This window comes from Janthinobacterium sp. GL_088, assembly GCF_057837845.1.
Genome location: NZ_CM174453.1, coordinates 1,327,635 through 1,343,089, shown reverse-complemented (window position 1 = coordinate 1,343,089; position 15,455 = coordinate 1,327,635). Strand labels below are relative to the sequence as shown.

12 protein-coding genes and 1 pseudogene are annotated in these 15,455 nt (G+C 61.1%); 8 read left to right on the top strand and 5 right to left on the bottom strand.

Annotated features, from left to right (window positions below; genetic code table 11):
• Positions 1 to 91 precede the first annotated feature (91 nt).
• Positions 92 to 931, bottom strand: coding sequence for a xanthosine phosphorylase (gene xapA / locus AC3IQ7_RS06065; RefSeq protein WP_099760536.1), 840 nt, complete (start codon positions 929 to 931; stop codon positions 92 to 94).
• Between the two features lie 375 nt (positions 932 to 1,306).
• Here xapA and AC3IQ7_RS06060 point away from each other — a divergent pair, with 375 nt between their 5' ends.
• From AC3IQ7_RS06060 to AC3IQ7_RS06030, 7 genes are all read left to right on the top strand, one after another.
• The gene (locus tag AC3IQ7_RS06060; protein ID WP_099379412.1) at positions 1,307 to 2,464 is read left to right on the top strand and encodes a carbohydrate kinase; all 1,158 of its coding nucleotides are present in this window, start codon (positions 1,307 to 1,309) and stop codon (positions 2,462 to 2,464) included.
• A gap of 3 nt (positions 2,465 to 2,467) precedes the next feature.
• Positions 2,468 to 3,397: a pseudouridine-5'-phosphate glycosidase gene (locus AC3IQ7_RS06055; protein WP_489208609.1), complete on the top strand. Its 930-nt coding sequence runs from the start codon at positions 2,468 to 2,470 to the stop codon at positions 3,395 to 3,397.
• A gap of 85 nt (positions 3,398 to 3,482) precedes the next feature.
• Positions 3,483 to 4,385, top strand: a complete 903-nt coding sequence (locus tag AC3IQ7_RS06050; RefSeq protein WP_077400023.1) for a LysR family transcriptional regulator — start codon at positions 3,483 to 3,485, stop codon at positions 4,383 to 4,385.
• A gap of 387 nt (positions 4,386 to 4,772) precedes the next feature.
• Complete coding sequence (locus AC3IQ7_RS06045; RefSeq protein ID WP_035824980.1) at positions 4,773 to 5,768, top strand: BMP family lipoprotein; 996 nt, start codon at positions 4,773 to 4,775, stop codon at positions 5,766 to 5,768.
• A gap of 81 nt (positions 5,769 to 5,849) precedes the next feature.
• Positions 5,850 to 7,379, top strand: coding sequence for an ABC transporter ATP-binding protein (locus AC3IQ7_RS06040; RefSeq protein WP_322427352.1), 1,530 nt, complete (start codon positions 5,850 to 5,852; stop codon positions 7,377 to 7,379).
• Positions 7,376 to 8,455: an ABC transporter permease gene (locus AC3IQ7_RS06035; RefSeq protein ID WP_035824975.1), complete on the top strand. Its 1,080-nt coding sequence runs from the start codon at positions 7,376 to 7,378 to the stop codon at positions 8,453 to 8,455. Before AC3IQ7_RS06040 ends, AC3IQ7_RS06035 begins: the two co-directional genes overlap by 4 nt.
• Before the next feature lie 4 nt (positions 8,456 to 8,459).
• Positions 8,460 to 9,431, top strand: a complete 972-nt coding sequence (locus AC3IQ7_RS06030) for an ABC transporter permease (protein ID WP_099379312.1) — start codon at positions 8,460 to 8,462, stop codon at positions 9,429 to 9,431.
• Between the two features lie 420 nt (positions 9,432 to 9,851).
• Here the strand turns inward: AC3IQ7_RS06030 and AC3IQ7_RS06025 are convergent.
• A pseudogene (locus AC3IQ7_RS06025) lies at positions 9,852 to 10,436 on the bottom strand (NUDIX domain-containing protein); the annotation flags it as partial.
• A 75-nt stretch (positions 10,437 to 10,511) separates the two neighbouring features.
• Here AC3IQ7_RS06025 and AC3IQ7_RS06020 point away from each other — a divergent pair.
• Positions 10,512 to 11,276 carry a DeoR/GlpR family DNA-binding transcription regulator gene (locus tag AC3IQ7_RS06020; protein WP_489208608.1) on the top strand — a complete coding sequence of 255 codons (765 nt, stop codon included), beginning with the start codon at positions 10,512 to 10,514 and terminating at the stop codon, positions 11,274 to 11,276.
• 36 nt (positions 11,277 to 11,312) lie between these two features.
• On the opposite strand, the gene AC3IQ7_RS06015 is transcribed toward AC3IQ7_RS06020, so the two are convergent.
• From AC3IQ7_RS06015 to AC3IQ7_RS06005, 3 genes are read right to left on the bottom strand one after another with little or no spacing between them, the layout of a single operon-like run.
• Positions 11,313 to 12,383 (bottom strand): S1/P1 nuclease, encoded by a 1,071-nt coding sequence (locus tag AC3IQ7_RS06015; protein WP_489208607.1) that lies wholly within the window; start codon positions 12,381 to 12,383, stop codon positions 11,313 to 11,315.
• A gap of 8 nt (positions 12,384 to 12,391) precedes the next feature.
• On the bottom strand, positions 12,392 to 13,621 hold the full coding sequence (locus AC3IQ7_RS06010) for a phospholipase D-like domain-containing protein (RefSeq protein WP_489208606.1): 1,230 nt from the start codon (positions 13,619 to 13,621) through the stop codon (positions 12,392 to 12,394).
• Positions 13,622 to 13,639: 18 nt separating this feature from the next.
• Positions 13,640 to 15,349 carry a bifunctional metallophosphatase/5'-nucleotidase gene (locus tag AC3IQ7_RS06005; protein ID WP_489208605.1) on the bottom strand — a complete coding sequence of 570 codons (1,710 nt, stop codon included), beginning with the start codon at positions 15,347 to 15,349 and terminating at the stop codon, positions 13,640 to 13,642.
• Positions 15,350 to 15,455: the final 106 nt, after the last annotated feature.

Below are 15,455 nucleotides of genomic sequence, written 5' to 3'. Positions count from 1 at the left end.
AAGATGATGCGGACAGTGTAGGCCGGATTTTTCCGGCCTGCCGCGCGGCAGCGCCGGTGGCCGGCGCGCCGCTACTGCTTAAAAAAAGTGCTTAGGCTTGCGGCGTAGCCGATACGGTCGCCAGGAAAGCCAGGATCAGCTTGACCAGGTCTTTCGCGCCGATGGCCGCGTATTTCAGGGTTTGTTCGTGCGACAGGGCGAAAGGCGACATGCCTTCGGCCAGGTTGGTAATGACCGATACGCCCACCACTTTCAGGTCGCAATGGCGGGCCGAGACCACTTCCGGCACCACCGACATGCCGACCGTGTCGGCGCCCAGGCGGGCCATCATGCGGATTTCGGCGGCCGTCTCGAAGTTCGGGCCAGGGTAGGCGACGAACACGCCTTCGTGCAGGGTGATGCCGTTCGCGGCAGCCGTGTCCTTGACCAGATTGCGCAGGTCCGCATCGTAGGCATTGGCCATGCTGAAGAAGCGCGGACCGAAGCGGTCGTCGTTCGGGCCGACCATCGGCGTGCCTGGCAGCAGGTTGATGTGGTCGCTGATGGCCACCAGGCTGCCGGCGTCCACTTCAGGGCGCAGGGAGCCAGCGGCGTTGGTGACGAACAGCATTTCGCAGCCCAGCAATTTCAGGGTGCGGATGGCGCTCGTCATGACGCCCATGCCATAGCCTTCGTAGAAGTGGCCACGGCCCTTCATGCAGACGACGGCGACGCCCGACAGGGTGCCGATCACCAGTTCGCCGGCATGGCCGTGCACGGTGCTGATCGGGAAGCCTGGCAATTCGTCAAAGCTGATGCTGACGGCGTCCGTCATCTGCTCGGCCAACACGCCCAGGCCGGAGCCGAGGATCATCGCCACGCGCGGCTTGAAATTTTCAGGAGCGCGGGCACGGATGATTTCGGCGGCGTGGAAAGGGGTGTTATTCGACATGGTTATCCTCTGATTGACTAATGATGATGGGTTGCAGCCTGCGCGACGGTGTACAAAAAGTATCGCCCAGGTATCGGGTATGTATGGTGTTACAGGTATATCGAAATGCGTATTGCCACTATTTGCCGCCACTATGCATCAAACGGAATATGTATGGCAAATACCATTTTTCTTGCCCATTTATACAATTCAAATATAAATGGCCGATATTATAGTCGAGGCAAGCCCAGGCCCGCCATGCCCGGGAAATCCGTGCATACAAGCTCCATACGAGCACTTTCCGCGCACGCCAGACACGCACTTCACACACGCTTGACACCAACAAGACAAATGTTTACAGTCACAGACAAATGTTTAACCATCAGCGAAAACCTTGTGACCGATACCAATAAAAAAGACCAGCTGTACACGCTGATCCGCAACAACCCCTTCATCTCGCAGCAAGACCTGGCGAGCGAGCTGGGCTTGTCGCGCTCGGCCGTCGCCGGCCACATTGCCGGATTGATACGCGAGCGGCGCCTGCTGGGACGCGCCTACGTGCTGCCCGACAGCCGCCCCGTGCTGTGCATAGGCGCTGCCAACCTCGACCGCAAGATGCGCACCCTGGCGACCTTGCAGATGGGCACATCGAATCCCGTGCGTTCGGAAGAAGTGTTTGGCGGTGTGGGCCGCAACATCGCGGAAAACCTGGCACGCCTGGCTATCCCCGTGGCCCTGCTGACGGCGCTGGGCGACGATGCGGCCGGCCACGCCCTGCAGACGCACGCGGAAGACGCGGGCATCGACATGCGCGGCAGCTTACATCTGAGCAACACCAGCAGCGGCACTTACACTGCCGTGCTCGACGAACATGGTGAAATGCTGCTGGCGATGGCCAACATGCAACTGTACGAACAACTGACCCCCGCCTTTTTGCACAGCCGCCAGCCACAGCGCGCGGCTGCCGCCCTTACCGTCTGCGACCTGAACCTGGGCCACGACAGCGTGCAGGCTCTGCTGGCCGATGCGCGCCAGGACGCGGCCCACGCGACGCCGCTCGTCATCGTCGCCGTCTCGCAGCCGAAGATGGCGCACCTGCCGCAAGACTTGACGGGCTTGCATTTGCTGATACTGAACCGGGGCGAACTGGAAACGCGCGTGGCGCGGGCCTTGCCCACGGCCTTCGAGGTGCGCGCCGCCTGCCGCGAAGTGCAGCGCCAGGGCGCGCGCCAGGTGATCGTCACCTGCGGCGGCGAAGGCGTGTACTTCACGGATGGCGACAGCCCGGACGCGCCTGTCGTGCACCTGGCCGCGCGCGAAGTGGACGCCGTCGACGTGACGGGCGCCGGCGACGCGTTTTCCGCCGCCGTCTGCTGGTCGCTGTACCACGACAGCAGCGATTTGAAACTGGCGTGCCGGCGCGGCCTGAAGCTGGCCGCCATGACCCTGGAATCGGCTGCCACCGTCTCCCCCCATATTTCCGCCGGCGCGCTCGACAACATTGACGACGCCGACCTGGCGCCGCCTCCCCCTACCCTCTTTCAACAGGACTGAACCATGACCCAATTACAGAATTTCCTCTTGTTCTCGCAAGAAGTGCTCGACGCACGCGCCGCCGGCAAGGCCATCGTGGCGCTGGAATCGACCATCATTTCGCACGGCATGCCGTATCCGCAAAACGTGGAAATGGCGCGCGAAGTGGAACAGATCATCCGTGACGGCGGCGCCGTGCCAGCCACCATCGCCATCATCGGCGGCAAGATCTGCGTGGGCCTGTCGCCCGAACAACTGGAATTGCTGGGTACCTCGCCCGACGCCATGAAGGTCAGCCGCCGCGACTTGCCGTTCGTCCTGTCACAAGGCAAGCTGGGCGCCACCACCGTGGCCGCCACCATGATTTGCGCGGAACTGGCAGGTATTTCCGTGTTTGTTACGGGTGGCATCGGCGGCGTGCACCGCGGCGCGGAAACCAGCTTCGACATTTCCGCCGACTTGCAGGAACTGGCGCAAACCTCGGTGGCCGTCGTCTGCGCGGGCGTGAAATCCATCCTCGACATCGGCCTGACCCTGGAATACCTGGAAACTCACGGCGTGCCCGTCATCAGCGTGGGCCAGGAAGGTTTCCCGGCCTTCTTCACGCGCGAAAGCGGCTTCAAGGCCGATTTCCGCCTCGATACGGCCACAGAACAGGCTGCCTTCATCGGCACCAAGTGGCAACTGGGCTTGAAGGGCGGCGTGATCGTCAGCAACCCCGTGCCGGCCGCGCAAGCCATGCCCAAGGAAGAAATCGATGCGATCACCGCGCAGGCGCTGCAGGAAGCGGACGCGGGCGGCGTGAAGGGCAAGCAAGTCACGCCATTCCTGTTGTCACGCATCAAGCAACTGACGGATGGCCGCAGCCTGGCGACGAATATCGCGCTGGTCAAGCACAATGCCCAAGTCGGCACGGCGCTGGCCATTGCCATGCAGGCAGTCGTGGCACGATAATAGAACTGCTGTAAAGAAAGCGCGCGCGCCTTCACGGGTCCGCGCGCCGTTCCATCGCCAAGCACCACGCAACGCCAAGGAAAGCATGTCCATCGATCTGAAACAGTTAAAGTATTTTCTTGCCGTTGCCGAGGAGAAAAGCTTCAGCCGCGCCGCCGAGCGCCTGCATATCTCGCAGCCGCCCTTGAGCCAGCAGATCATGAAACTGGAAAGCGAACTGGGCGTACGCCTGTTTGCGCGCACCACGCGCACGTTCGAGCTGACCGTGGCGGGCAAGGCGCTGATGAACGAGGCGGCTGACCTGCTGGCCAAGATGCGCATGACCATCGACACCATCCGCCAGATCGACCGCGGCGAAGTGGGCCGCTTGCGCGTGGGCATCGTCGGCTCGGCCATGTGGGGTCCCATCCCCAGCCTGCTGGAAGAATTCCAGACCAAATTTCCCCGCGTCAGCTGGACCATCCATGAATTCGGTCCCACGGTGCAATACGAAGCCTTGCGCGCCAAGCAAATCGATGTCGGTTTCTGGCGCGAACCCAAGCTCAACGACGACGACTTGCGTCACGACAATCTGCGCCAGGAACTGTGCTTCCGCGAAAACGTCTGCGTGGCCGTCAATGAACACCATCCGCTGGCGAAAAACACGTCCATCGAGCTGATCGACATCGCCCACGAGCCCATGCTGACTCTGAACCTCGACAAATCCGCGTTCCCACGCTACCTGGTGCAATGCTGCATCAACGCCGGTTTCGAACCCGTGATTTTCCAGGAAGCGAGCGAGCCGCAAACCCTGCTGGCCATGGTCGGCGCGGGCCTGGGCGTGACCCTGGTGCCGGAAACGACGAGCCGTATCGGCTGGCCCGGCGTCGTGTTTCTGCCGATCAAGACCAATCCACCGTCGGCCAACCTGTACATCAGCTACACCACGCTGGACGACGCGCCCGTCGTGCGCGCCTTCTTAAATATTTTGAATCCCCCGGCCGCCTGATCTGCTACGCCACCTATTTATATGCCCCACATATAAATACATAAACAAAAACGTATTTGTCATACATATCTGGCATGATGCATAGTGATTCGGACGCCCATCGCGGCGCCGGTTCCGTGCTTGCCCTGCCCGTCATCTGACGGCGCATCCCAGCCCGCTCCGGCAGCCCCATTCGATGTTGTACCTATAAAAGAGACGGGGCCGACTGTTGCATGAGCATCACACTGACGGCATGAAAGCAGACGAGGTCAGCAATGATCTTGTGCAATACAGTGCAATGTTGATAAGGAATTATTACCTCGTGCATCAAAAACAGGCTAAATCGGCCCCAAATTATATGTTTCACCTATAAAAAATATACAATATCGATCTTCCAGGAGCCAATTCATGAAACTTACACAATTTAGTTTGACGATCGCAGCCGTATTTTTGACTGCTCAAGCGTCCGCGGCTACCCCAAAACTGGGTGTCGTGTATGACGCGGGCGGCAAGTTCGACAAGTCGTTCAACCAATCCGCTTTCGAAGGCGCCTCGCGCTTCAAAAAAGACACGGGCATTTCCTTCATCGAAGTGCAGGCATCGAGCGATACGCAGGCTGAACAAGTCATGCGTGGCCTGGCCCGCAAGAAACTCGACATGATCGCGGCCATCGGCTTTGCGCAAACGCAAGCCGTGCAAAAGGTCGCCAAGGAATTCCCGAACGTGAAATTCGTGCTGATCGACGGCCAGGCCGCCGGCAGCAATGTCAATTCCGTCGTCTTCAAGGAAGAAGAAGGCTCCTACCTGGTGGGCGTGGCTGCAGCCATGGCCAGCAAGAGCAAGAAAGTCGGCTTCATCGGCGGCATCGATATTCCATTGATCCGCAACTTCGCCTGCGGCTACGCGCAAGGCGCGAAGGCCGTCAATCCGAAGACGGAAATCACGCAAAACATGGTCGGCACCACGTCCGGCGCCTGGAATGACCCGGCCAAGGGTGGCGAACTGGCCCGCTCGCAATTCGAGCGCGGCGTCGATGTCGTCTTCGCCGTCGCTGGCGGCAGCGGCATGGGCACCCTGCAAATGGCCAAGGAAAAAGGCAAGCTGGCCATCGGCGTCGATTCGAACCAGAATCATCTGTATCCAGGCAGCATCCTGACCTCGATGGTCAAGCGCGTCGACAACACGGTCTACGACAGCTTCATGCAAGTCAAGAACGGCACCTGGAAGGGCGGCGTCAGCTATAAAGGCTTGAAAGAAGGCGGCGTGGATTGGGCGCTCGATGCGAACAACCGCAAGCTGATTACGCCGGAAATCGAAAAGCGCGTGTTGGGTGCGCGTAAGGACATTATCGATGGCAAGATCAAAGTGATCGATTACCGCGTCGGCAGCAGCTGCCCGGTTTAATTTTTCTCCGTATCTTTTAGCGCGCCGCCGGGGCCAGTCTCCGCGCGGCGCGTTTCCATGAAACTATCCAGTTATGAACCTATGCAGCCAGCAGTAGAATTTCGCAGCATTTCCAAGCAGTTTGGACATGTGAAGGCGAACGCCGACGTCAGTTTCTCCATCGCCAAGGGCAGTATCCATGGCTTGGTGGGGGAAAACGGCGCCGGCAAATCGACCTTGATGAGCATCCTGTACGGGTATTACCGTGCCGACGGCGGAGAAATCTTGCTCGACGGAAAAGTACAGCCTATCCGCAACAGCCAGGAAGCGATCAACCTCGGCATCGGCATGGTGCACCAGCACTTCATGCTGGTCGAGAACTTCACCGTCCTCGACAATATCATGCTGGGCACGGAAGGCGGTTTTCGCCTGGCCAGCCACCGCACGGAAGCGGAAGCGAAATTGCGCGAGATTTGCGCGCGCTACCGCCTCGACGTCGACCCGCTGGCAAAGATCGAAGACCTCTCCGTCGGCGCACAGCAGCGGGTGGAAATCCTCAAGCAGATTTACCGCAGCGCCAATATCCTGATCCTCGACGAGCCGACGGCCGTGCTGACGGCCCAGGAAACGGCGTCGCTGTTTGAAATCCTGCGCCTGTTCAAGGAGCAAGGCAAGACCATCATCCTGATCACGCACAAGCTGCAAGAGATCCTGGAAATCACCGACAACGTCACCGTCATGCGCGGCGGCACGGTGGTGGGCGCCGTGGCGACGGCCGGCACCTCGAAAGAGGAACTGGCCAACATGATGGTCGGCCGCCCCATCCAGAGCCACTTGCCGCGTGCACCGTACAATCCGGGCGCCACGGTGCTGGAAGTGGACGGTCTGCAACTGGCCGACGAGCAACAGATCAAACTGCTGGCCGACATCGGTTTCAACTTGCGCGCCGGCGAAATCGTCGCCATCGCGGGGGTCTCGGGCAATGGCCAGAGCGAACTGCTGGAAATCCTCTCGGGCATGCGCCTGCCGACGTCCGGCAAGCTGCGCTTCCTCGACAAGGACTTGCCGTTTGCCAAGCGCCACGACGCCGACGGCTTGCCGCTGGCCTTCCGCGAGCTGGGCATCGCCCACATTCCAGAAGACCGCTTGCGCGATGGCGTGGTAAAGAATTTCTCCGTCATGCAAAACACCATCCTCGGTTACCAGGATCACCTGAAAAACCGCTGGGGCCTGTTCAACTTCAAGGCCATCGGCGCGCGCTGCGCGGAACTGCTGAAAACCTTCGATGTGCGCCCGGCCAATCCGGACTTGCGCATCGGTTTGTTGTCCGGCGGCAACCAGCAAAAGGTGGTGATCGCGCGCGAAGTGCTGGCCAAGCCGAAACTGATGCTGGTGGGCCAGCCCACGCGCGGCGTCGACATCGGCACCATCGAAAGCATCCATACGCAATTGCTGGCCCTGCGCGACGCAGGCGTGGCGATCCTGCTGGTGTCCGTCGAACTGGAAGAAGTGCGGGCGCTGGCCGACCGCATTCTCGTCATGTGCGGCGGACGCATCACCGGCGAACTGAAAATTGAAGAATTCGATACCACCCGCATCGGTCTGTTGATGGGCGGAATGCATAAATCATGAATAACGACTTGCCACGCTGGGCGACAGCCTTTGTCATGCCCATGTTAAACCTGCTGTCGGCCTTGCTGGTCGCAGCCCTGGTGATTTATATGCTGGGCGAAGACCCGGCCGAATCGCTGTCGATCCTCGTCCACAGCGCCATCCTCAATCCGGAAGGCTTGAGCTACACCCTGTTTTACGCCAGCACCTTCATCTTCACGGGCCTGTCGGTCTCCGTGGCGATGCAGGCCGGGCTGTTCAATATCGGTTCCGAAGGCCAGATGTATATTGGCGGCCTGGGCTTGACGGTGGCCATGCTGGCCTTCGACCAGACCCTGCCCGCCTGGCTATTGATTCCAGCGGCCATGATAGGCGCGGCCCTGTTCGGCGCGCTGTGGGGTTTCCTGCCCGGCTACCTGCAAGCCAAGCGCGGCAGCCATATCGTCGTCACCACCATCATGTTCAACTTCATCGCCGCCAGCCTGATGAACTTCGTGATCGTGAAGTACCTGATTCCGCCGGGCGAACAGAACACGGCCAGCCGCGTGTTTGCGGAAAGCGGCGAAATGCCGCGCCTCTCCACCTGGTTCCCATCCTTGGGCGACACGCCGCTGAACATCAGTTTTATCCTGGCGATCGCCGCGCTGGTGATTTACGGCGTGATGGTCTGGCGCTCGTCGTGGGGCTTCAAGCTGCGGGCCACGGGCCTGAACAAGCACGCGGCCCACTATGCGGGCGTGTCGATCAGCAAGATGATCATCATCGTCATGCTGATCTCGGGCGCGCTGGCGGGCCTCGGTTCCGTCAATTCCATCATGGGTTCGACGCATTATCTGTCGCTCAACTTTGTGGGCGGCGCCGGCTTCATCGGCATCGCCATTGCCCTGATGGGTCGCCAGCATCCGGTCGGCATCTTCCTGTCGGCCGTGCTGTTCGGCGCGCTGATCCAGGGTGGCTTCGACTTGTCGCTGGAAAAACCGAATATCCCGACGGAAACTTTCATTTTCATCCAGGGCTTGATCATCCTGTTCTGCGGCGCCATGGAAAACTTCTACGCACCGGCCATTTCCGCCCTGCTCAAGCGCACCAAAGGCTAACACCATGACACTCGACGACTTTCAATTCGCCAGCATCCTGGTATCGACCGTGCGCAATGCGCCCGTCCTGATCTTTGCCGCCATGGCCGGCCTGTTTGCCGAACGCAGCGGCATGATCGACATCGGCCTGGAAGGCAAGATCCTGGCCAGCGCCTTCGCTTCCGCCGCCGTGGCCTACACGACGCAAAACCCGTATTACGGCATGGCTGCCGGCATGCTCGTCTGCGTCGCCCTGGCCCTGCTGCAGGCCTACGTCAGCATCACGCAAAAGGGCAACCAGCTGGTGGCCGGCATGGCGATCAATATCGCCATGAGCGGACTGACGTTTGTGCTGGCGCAATTTTTCTTCCAGCAAGGCGGCCGCACGCCCGACCTCGGTTCGGCGCGCCTGTTCGACGTGGTCTTGCCGGGCACGCAGTACGTGGAGCATATCCCCTTCATCGGCTGGGTCTACGCCCACCTGATCGGTGGCCATTCCATCCTCGTCTACGTGGCGTTCCTGCTGATCCCGCTCGTGCACTGGCTGCTGTACCACACGCGCTTCGGCCTGCGCCTGCGCGCCTGTGGCGAAAACCCGCATGCGGCGGACTCGGCCGGCGTGAGCGTGGAAACGACGCGCTACCTGGCCATGCTGGTGGCCGGCATCCTGTGCTCGTTCTCGGGTGCATATCTTGCCATCGTGCAAAGCGGCTTCTTCCTGCGCGACATGTCGGCCGGCGCCGGCTACCTGGCCCTGACGGCCATGGTGTTCGGCAACTGGCGCCCCGTCTACACCTTCCTCGGCTGTCTGATGTTCGGCTTCTTCGCCGCCATCCAGATTCAAATTGAAGGCGTGGACTTGCCCGTCGTGGGCCGCATCCCCGGCTCCTTGATCCAGATGGTGCCGTACGTGGTCACCGTGATCGTGCTGGCAGGCTTGATGGCGAAATCCATCGCGCCAAAAGCTATCGGCATTCCGTTCGTCAAATCGCGCTAAGTTTCAGCGAGCGCTGACAAAAAGCGAAGCCCGCGGGCTTCGCTTTTTTTACGCCGAAAGAATTGCGTCCAGCGAGAAAAACACGGGCAGCCCCAGGCTGCGCGCCACTTCCACCATCTGGTCGGCGCCCTGCGACGCGCCGCCGAGGCGCAGCACGGCATCGCAATGGCTCAATAAACGCGTCGCATGCGCGTGAAATAATTCCTCATACACTACATCGCCAACCCCGGTGGAGCCGGCCAGCGCCAGCATGGGCAAGGCCAACCATTCACCGAGCACGGGCATGTGTCCTCTGGCATACAGGGGCAGGCAGACGGCTTGCATGGCTGCCACATTCGCCGCCATCAGGGCGGGATCGTCGCCCGTGCCGGAACGGTAGGGGCCGGCAACGAGGATCTGCATGCCCTGTTTGCGCGGCATCAAGTGCGATTGCGCATGCTGCAGCAGCATGATGGTCTTGCCATCGCAGATGCGGCCATCGGCCACCATCTGCAGCGCTTGCGCCAGGGGCAGTTCCAGCACTTCGATATCCTCCCCCTCGTGCGCCAGGCCGCCGCCATCGCCGATGCGGCTGGCGGGGTCGTATTCGGCAACAAAGAAATGCAAGCGCTCCGTCACTGAGCCGGGGCTCATGAAAGCCTGGAATATCTTTTGCACCTGCCCCACCCGGTAACCGGTTTCCTCTTCCACCTCGGCGCGGATGCGCTGCTCCGCGCTGGCCTCTTCCAGCAAACCGGCCGCCGCTTCGATCAGGAAACCATCATGGCCTGCGCGGTAGGTGGGAAAGCGGAACTGGCGGATCAGGATCACCGTGCGTTGGACTTTGTTGTAGAGCAGGATGGTGGCGCCATCGCCGCGGTCATAGGTTTCCCGCGTCTGCGTCTGCCATGCGCCATCGTGGCGCAGATAGTCGAACGTGGTCTTTTGCAGCAGATACCAGTCGTGCGACAGGGTCTGCACGCCCTGGATACGGACCCGTTCCTGCTTGCTGTTTTCTTCGCGCATAGTGTCTCCTTGTGCTTGCACGGATCGACTTTATCATGCAAACTCGTGCAATATCAAGAAAATACAAGAAAAACCATGCTCACACATCAACGCAAACAATACCTGCTGGACTTGCTCCAGCGCGAAGGCCAGATCGTCGCCAAGGCCATCAGCGATAGTCTGGGCTTGTCGGAAGACACGATACGGCGCGACCTGCGCGAACTGGCGAAAGAGGGTTTATTGGAGCGCGTGCATGGCGGCGCCCTGCCCTTGCTGCCGCGCTCGCCCGCGCTGGCGCCGTTTGCGGGGCGCGAACAGATTTCGCCCGAAGCCAAGCCCGCCATCGGCCGCGCGGCGGGCGCCATGATACAAACGGGACAAGTGGTGTTCCTCGATGGCGGCACGACCGCTGTGCAAGTGGCGCGCCAGCTGCCGCGCGACTTGCGCGCCACCATCGTCACGCACAGTCCGTCGATTGCCGTCGAACTGGTGAATCACCCATCGATCGAGGTGCTGATGCTGGGCGGGCGCCTGTACAAGCACTCGATCGTGGGCGTCGGCGCCGCGACCGTGGAAGCCATCGGCCGCATCCGCGCCGACCTGTATTTCATGGGTGTGTCCAGCCTGCATCCGCAAGCGGGCATCACCACCGGGGATTATGAAGAAGCGTGCGTGAAACGCGCCCTGAGCGAGGCGTCGAGCCGCACCGTCGTGCTGGCCTCGCCGGAAAAGTTCAATACGGCTTCGCCGTTTCAAATCGCGCCCTTGAGCCAGGTCAACGACATCATCGTGCACCGCGACGTGGACGACGCCCTGCTCGCCCCCTACCGCGAGATGGGAATTAGCATCACCCTGGCATGAAAAAAGCGGCCCGCAGGCCGCTTTCGAATAACATTTTTACTGTGGCCAGATCGCCTGCAGCACGGCTGCCAGGTGATAGCCGCCCGCGATCAGCTGCTGCTTCGCCAGCGCCGAGCTGGGCACGGGATAATTGTCCGGCACGTTCAAATTCCACACGTTGTAGACCTCGCCCTTGCGACTCGTCTGCTGCGTGGCCGGGCCGGCCACCACGTCCGTGAAGGCAATTTTTGACGCCGCCAGCGAGGCATCGGCCCACTGATACGGCCAGGTAGCAGGGTCGCCGCTGTTGCCGCTCACTTGTGGCGTGCTGGCGATCACGGTGCGGGCGAACTGCTGTGGCGTGCGCGTGCTCAGGCGGCGCATGGCGTAATCGACTACGGTCGTATCCCAATACGAATGCAGGGGCTTGGTGGGCGATCTCGGATAGCTGCTGGCAGGCTTGGCCACGCCATCCTCGGCCGGCAGCGGCGCGGGAATCACGGCGTCTGACAGCGCCGTCATCTTCGCATCGTCGAGCAGCAAATCATTGCCGCCGCGTGCATTGAAAATGGTGACGTCGTCAATCTGCGCCTGCGTGGCGGGCACGAAGAACTGACCATCCTTGCCGACAAACGCATTGCCCACATGCAATGGCTGGTGGATATCGCCCACCAGGTGCGTGATCAAAATCAACGCTTCGCGCTGGCTGAAGCCGTGCGGATTGCTGGCCGCATCAGCCTTGCCTTGCAGCACCAGGATCGCCTGCTTGAGCGTTTGCACGATATCGTCATCGGCCGTGCCCACGCCATGGTCATGGTAGTGCGCGTTCTGGAATGGCACGTTCGTGTAGTGGTATTCGCCATGCTTGGGATTGGCCGCTACATAGGTCAGCATTTCCGGTGTTTGCGGGCCGCAATACGTGCCCTTCACGCAATCGGGCCAGTTGGCGATCTTTTCCAGGCTTTCGCCCGGCAGCAGCAATTTGGCCACTTGCGCCTGGGCCGCACTGTCCTTGAGCAATTGATCGGCGATGGCGCCCACGGCGCGGTGGCCGTCGTTGCCCCAGGCCAGCACATTGCAGGAGGTGAAAGCGGCGCCCAGCGCCAGCACGCTCAGCAGTTTTTTCATGTTCACTATTACTCCTTGCCTTGCGGCGTGGCCTTGGCCGGCTTCGGATACTGCTTGTTGATGTCGATCGGCTGCGCATACGCCGAGCTCCACGTCTGCTCATGCAGCGCGGCAATGCGCTGCGCCATCTGTTCGTTGCGCAGCACCACTTCCAGGTTGCGCGAGAGGTCGAAATAACCGCCCGCCCAGTTGCTCGTGCCGACCCAGGCCAGCTTGCCGTCGATGGTCATGGTCTTGCTGTGGATCACGCGCGCGAACGGGATGAAACCGGTCGACGCCGCGGGAATCGTCACGATACGGATTTCCACGTTCGGCACCAGGGCCAGGCTTTTCAGGTAGGCGATGGCCGGCGCTTCCGTGTTCCAGCTTGACACCATCAGCTTGATTTTCACGCCACGCTGGGCGGCGGCGCGCACGGCATTGTCGATCACGGCGTAGTACGGCCGCGTGCGGTTGGGGCCGTAGGACAGCGGCGCGTAGTCGAGCAACTGGATGCGCACTTCGTTTTTCGCTTCCGCCAGCAAGGCCGGCAAGCCCGTTTCCGAGTCGCCCACGCCAGCCGGGTTGTAGGCATTCGGGCTGGCCAGCAGGAAAGCGTTTTGCGCGTAATTGGCCAGCACCACCTTGCTGTTAAGTACGGTGGCGCGGCTGCCTTTCGACGTCAATGCCTGGGCTTGCCAATCCTGTTCGAAGATGGCTTGCACCTGGCTCACCATGGCGGGCTCCGTGATTCTCAAGCCCGTCTCATGGATGTGCTCGAACGAGCGCCAGTCGAAATTCTGGCTGCCGATGTAGGCCACCTGGCCATCGACGGCCAGGTATTTGGCGTGCACGATGCCGTTGCCCGTGACTTTATTGAAATCGATCAGGCGCAAGTCCAGGTTGGGAATCGCTTTGATCTGCGCGATGGTGGCCGCTTCCGACAAGCCCACGCCCTTCTGGTCCAGCAGGAAGCGGATCTTCACGCCGCGCTGGCCGGCGGCCGTCAGGCTGGCCAGCACTTTTTCAAAAGCCGTGCCCGGCTTGCTGACGGCATAGAACTGCGCGATGACGATCTCTTTTTTTGCCCCGTCGAACAGCTCGGTCCACACGGCAACAGGCTCGCGCAGGTCGGGATTCGTCAGGGTGGTTTCCACGGGCGAGGTGTGCACCAGCTCAAAGCCGGGAATGGTGAAATCCGCGTGGGCCGTGCCCGCGAACAGGGTAGTGACGAGCAGGGAAACAGATAAACGACGCATGGTTATTCCTTGTAAAGATTATTTGACGCGTACGATGCGGCCGGCCGCCGTGGCGCTGCCGGCCGGCTTGCCGGCACGGGCACGATCAATCAGGTAATTGCTGAAGGCGTCGATGTCGCGCACGCCCGTGTCGAGTCGGCGCGTGCTGGCCGCCAGCACGGTGAAGCGGTCGCCGCCGCCGGCCAGGAAACTGTTGGCGGCGACTCTGTATTGTTGATTGTCATCAAGAGGAATGCCATTGAGCATGATGCTACCTGGCAGTACGCGCTGCCCCTGCGGCTTCGTGCTGTCCCAGCGATAAGTAAAACCGTCGGACACTTGCAGCAGATTGCCCTCGCCGGCCTCTGCGCCTGGCCATTGCTGTTCGAGCAAGGTACGGATTTGCGCACCGGAAAGACTCACAACGATCAGCGTATTGCCGAATGGGACAACTGCCTGGTTCTGGCCCACGTTCGTCATCAGGTCGGCGCCCGCTTCCAGGTCCTTGCGGATGCCGCCATTGTTCATCAAACCGATTTGCGCACCGGCAGCGCGCGCGCCGAACAGGGTGCTGTCGGCCACCAGGTCGCCCAACGGCGAAGCGCCGCCACCCTTGGTGCTGCGGCCCACGTTCGGCACGGCGATGGCGGCCACGGGACGCGACAATTCCGCAGCACTGCGCTGCTTGACCGATTCCAGGTAGGCTGCCACGGCCGGGTCCGGCTCATACATGCCTGGCAGCATGACGACGTTTTGCGCGCTGGCATCGACGACGGCATTTTTGACGGGATCGACCTTGAGCTTGATGCGCGTCAACATGTGTCCGCCCATCTGTGCTTGCGTCACCAGGCGGCCATCGATACGGCACAGATAACCCTGGTGCGAATGGCCGCTGATGACCAATTTAATCGCCGGGTCGAGGCGCTTCACCACGTCGACCACTTCGCCTTTCAACTGGCTGCAATCGGGCTGGTCGACGGCTTCCTTCGTCTCGCCGCCCTGGTGCAGCAGCACGACAAACACGCCCACGCCCTGCGCGCGCAGTTGCGGCAGGGTGGCGTTGATGGCGTCCGCCTCATCGCCGAACTGCAGGCCGGCAATACCGGCGGCCGTCACGACGGACGGCGTATCTTTCAGCACGGCGCCGATCAGGCCCACCTTGACGCCATGCGCCTCTTCGATGCGGTAGGCCGGCAGCAAGGGCTTGCCCGTTTGCGTATCGATGACATTGGCCGCCATATAGGTGTAGCTGGCGCCCTTGAAGTCGGGCGTGATTTTGCACGCCTTGTCGGTGCGCGACGATTCACAGCCGCCGCGCTGCTGGCGCAGCAATTCCGCCTTGCCCTGGTCAAATTCATGGTTGCCGACGGAACTGGCCTTCATGCCCAGCATGTTCATGGCGACGATGCTCGGTTCGTCCGCCCACAGCGCCGACATGGCGGGACTGGCGCCGACCAGGTCGCCATTGCCGACAAAGATCAGCTGCGCGTCTTCGCGCCGCCAGGCCGTCAATGCGCCGGACAAGGTATCGATGCCGCCGGCCTGCACCGTCTTGCGCTCGGCATCGGCAACGCTCGTGTAGCTAAATTTGCTGCGGTCGAGGTTACCATGAAAATCATTCAAGGCAACCAGGTTCACTTCAATCGGGCCGTTCGGCGCAAGCTGTGGCGCGGACGCTAAATTGCTGCAGCCGGACAGGATGAGAATCAGGGCCGCGCTGGCGACCTGGGTGCGTAAGAAGTGAGCCATGGAATCGATATGTCAAAAAAGAGAAAGGGTAAACCATCTTGTCTATAAAAAAACGGCTGGTGTCGCCACCAGCCGTTTTTTAGTTTGCCAAGCTACGGGGCAAGGA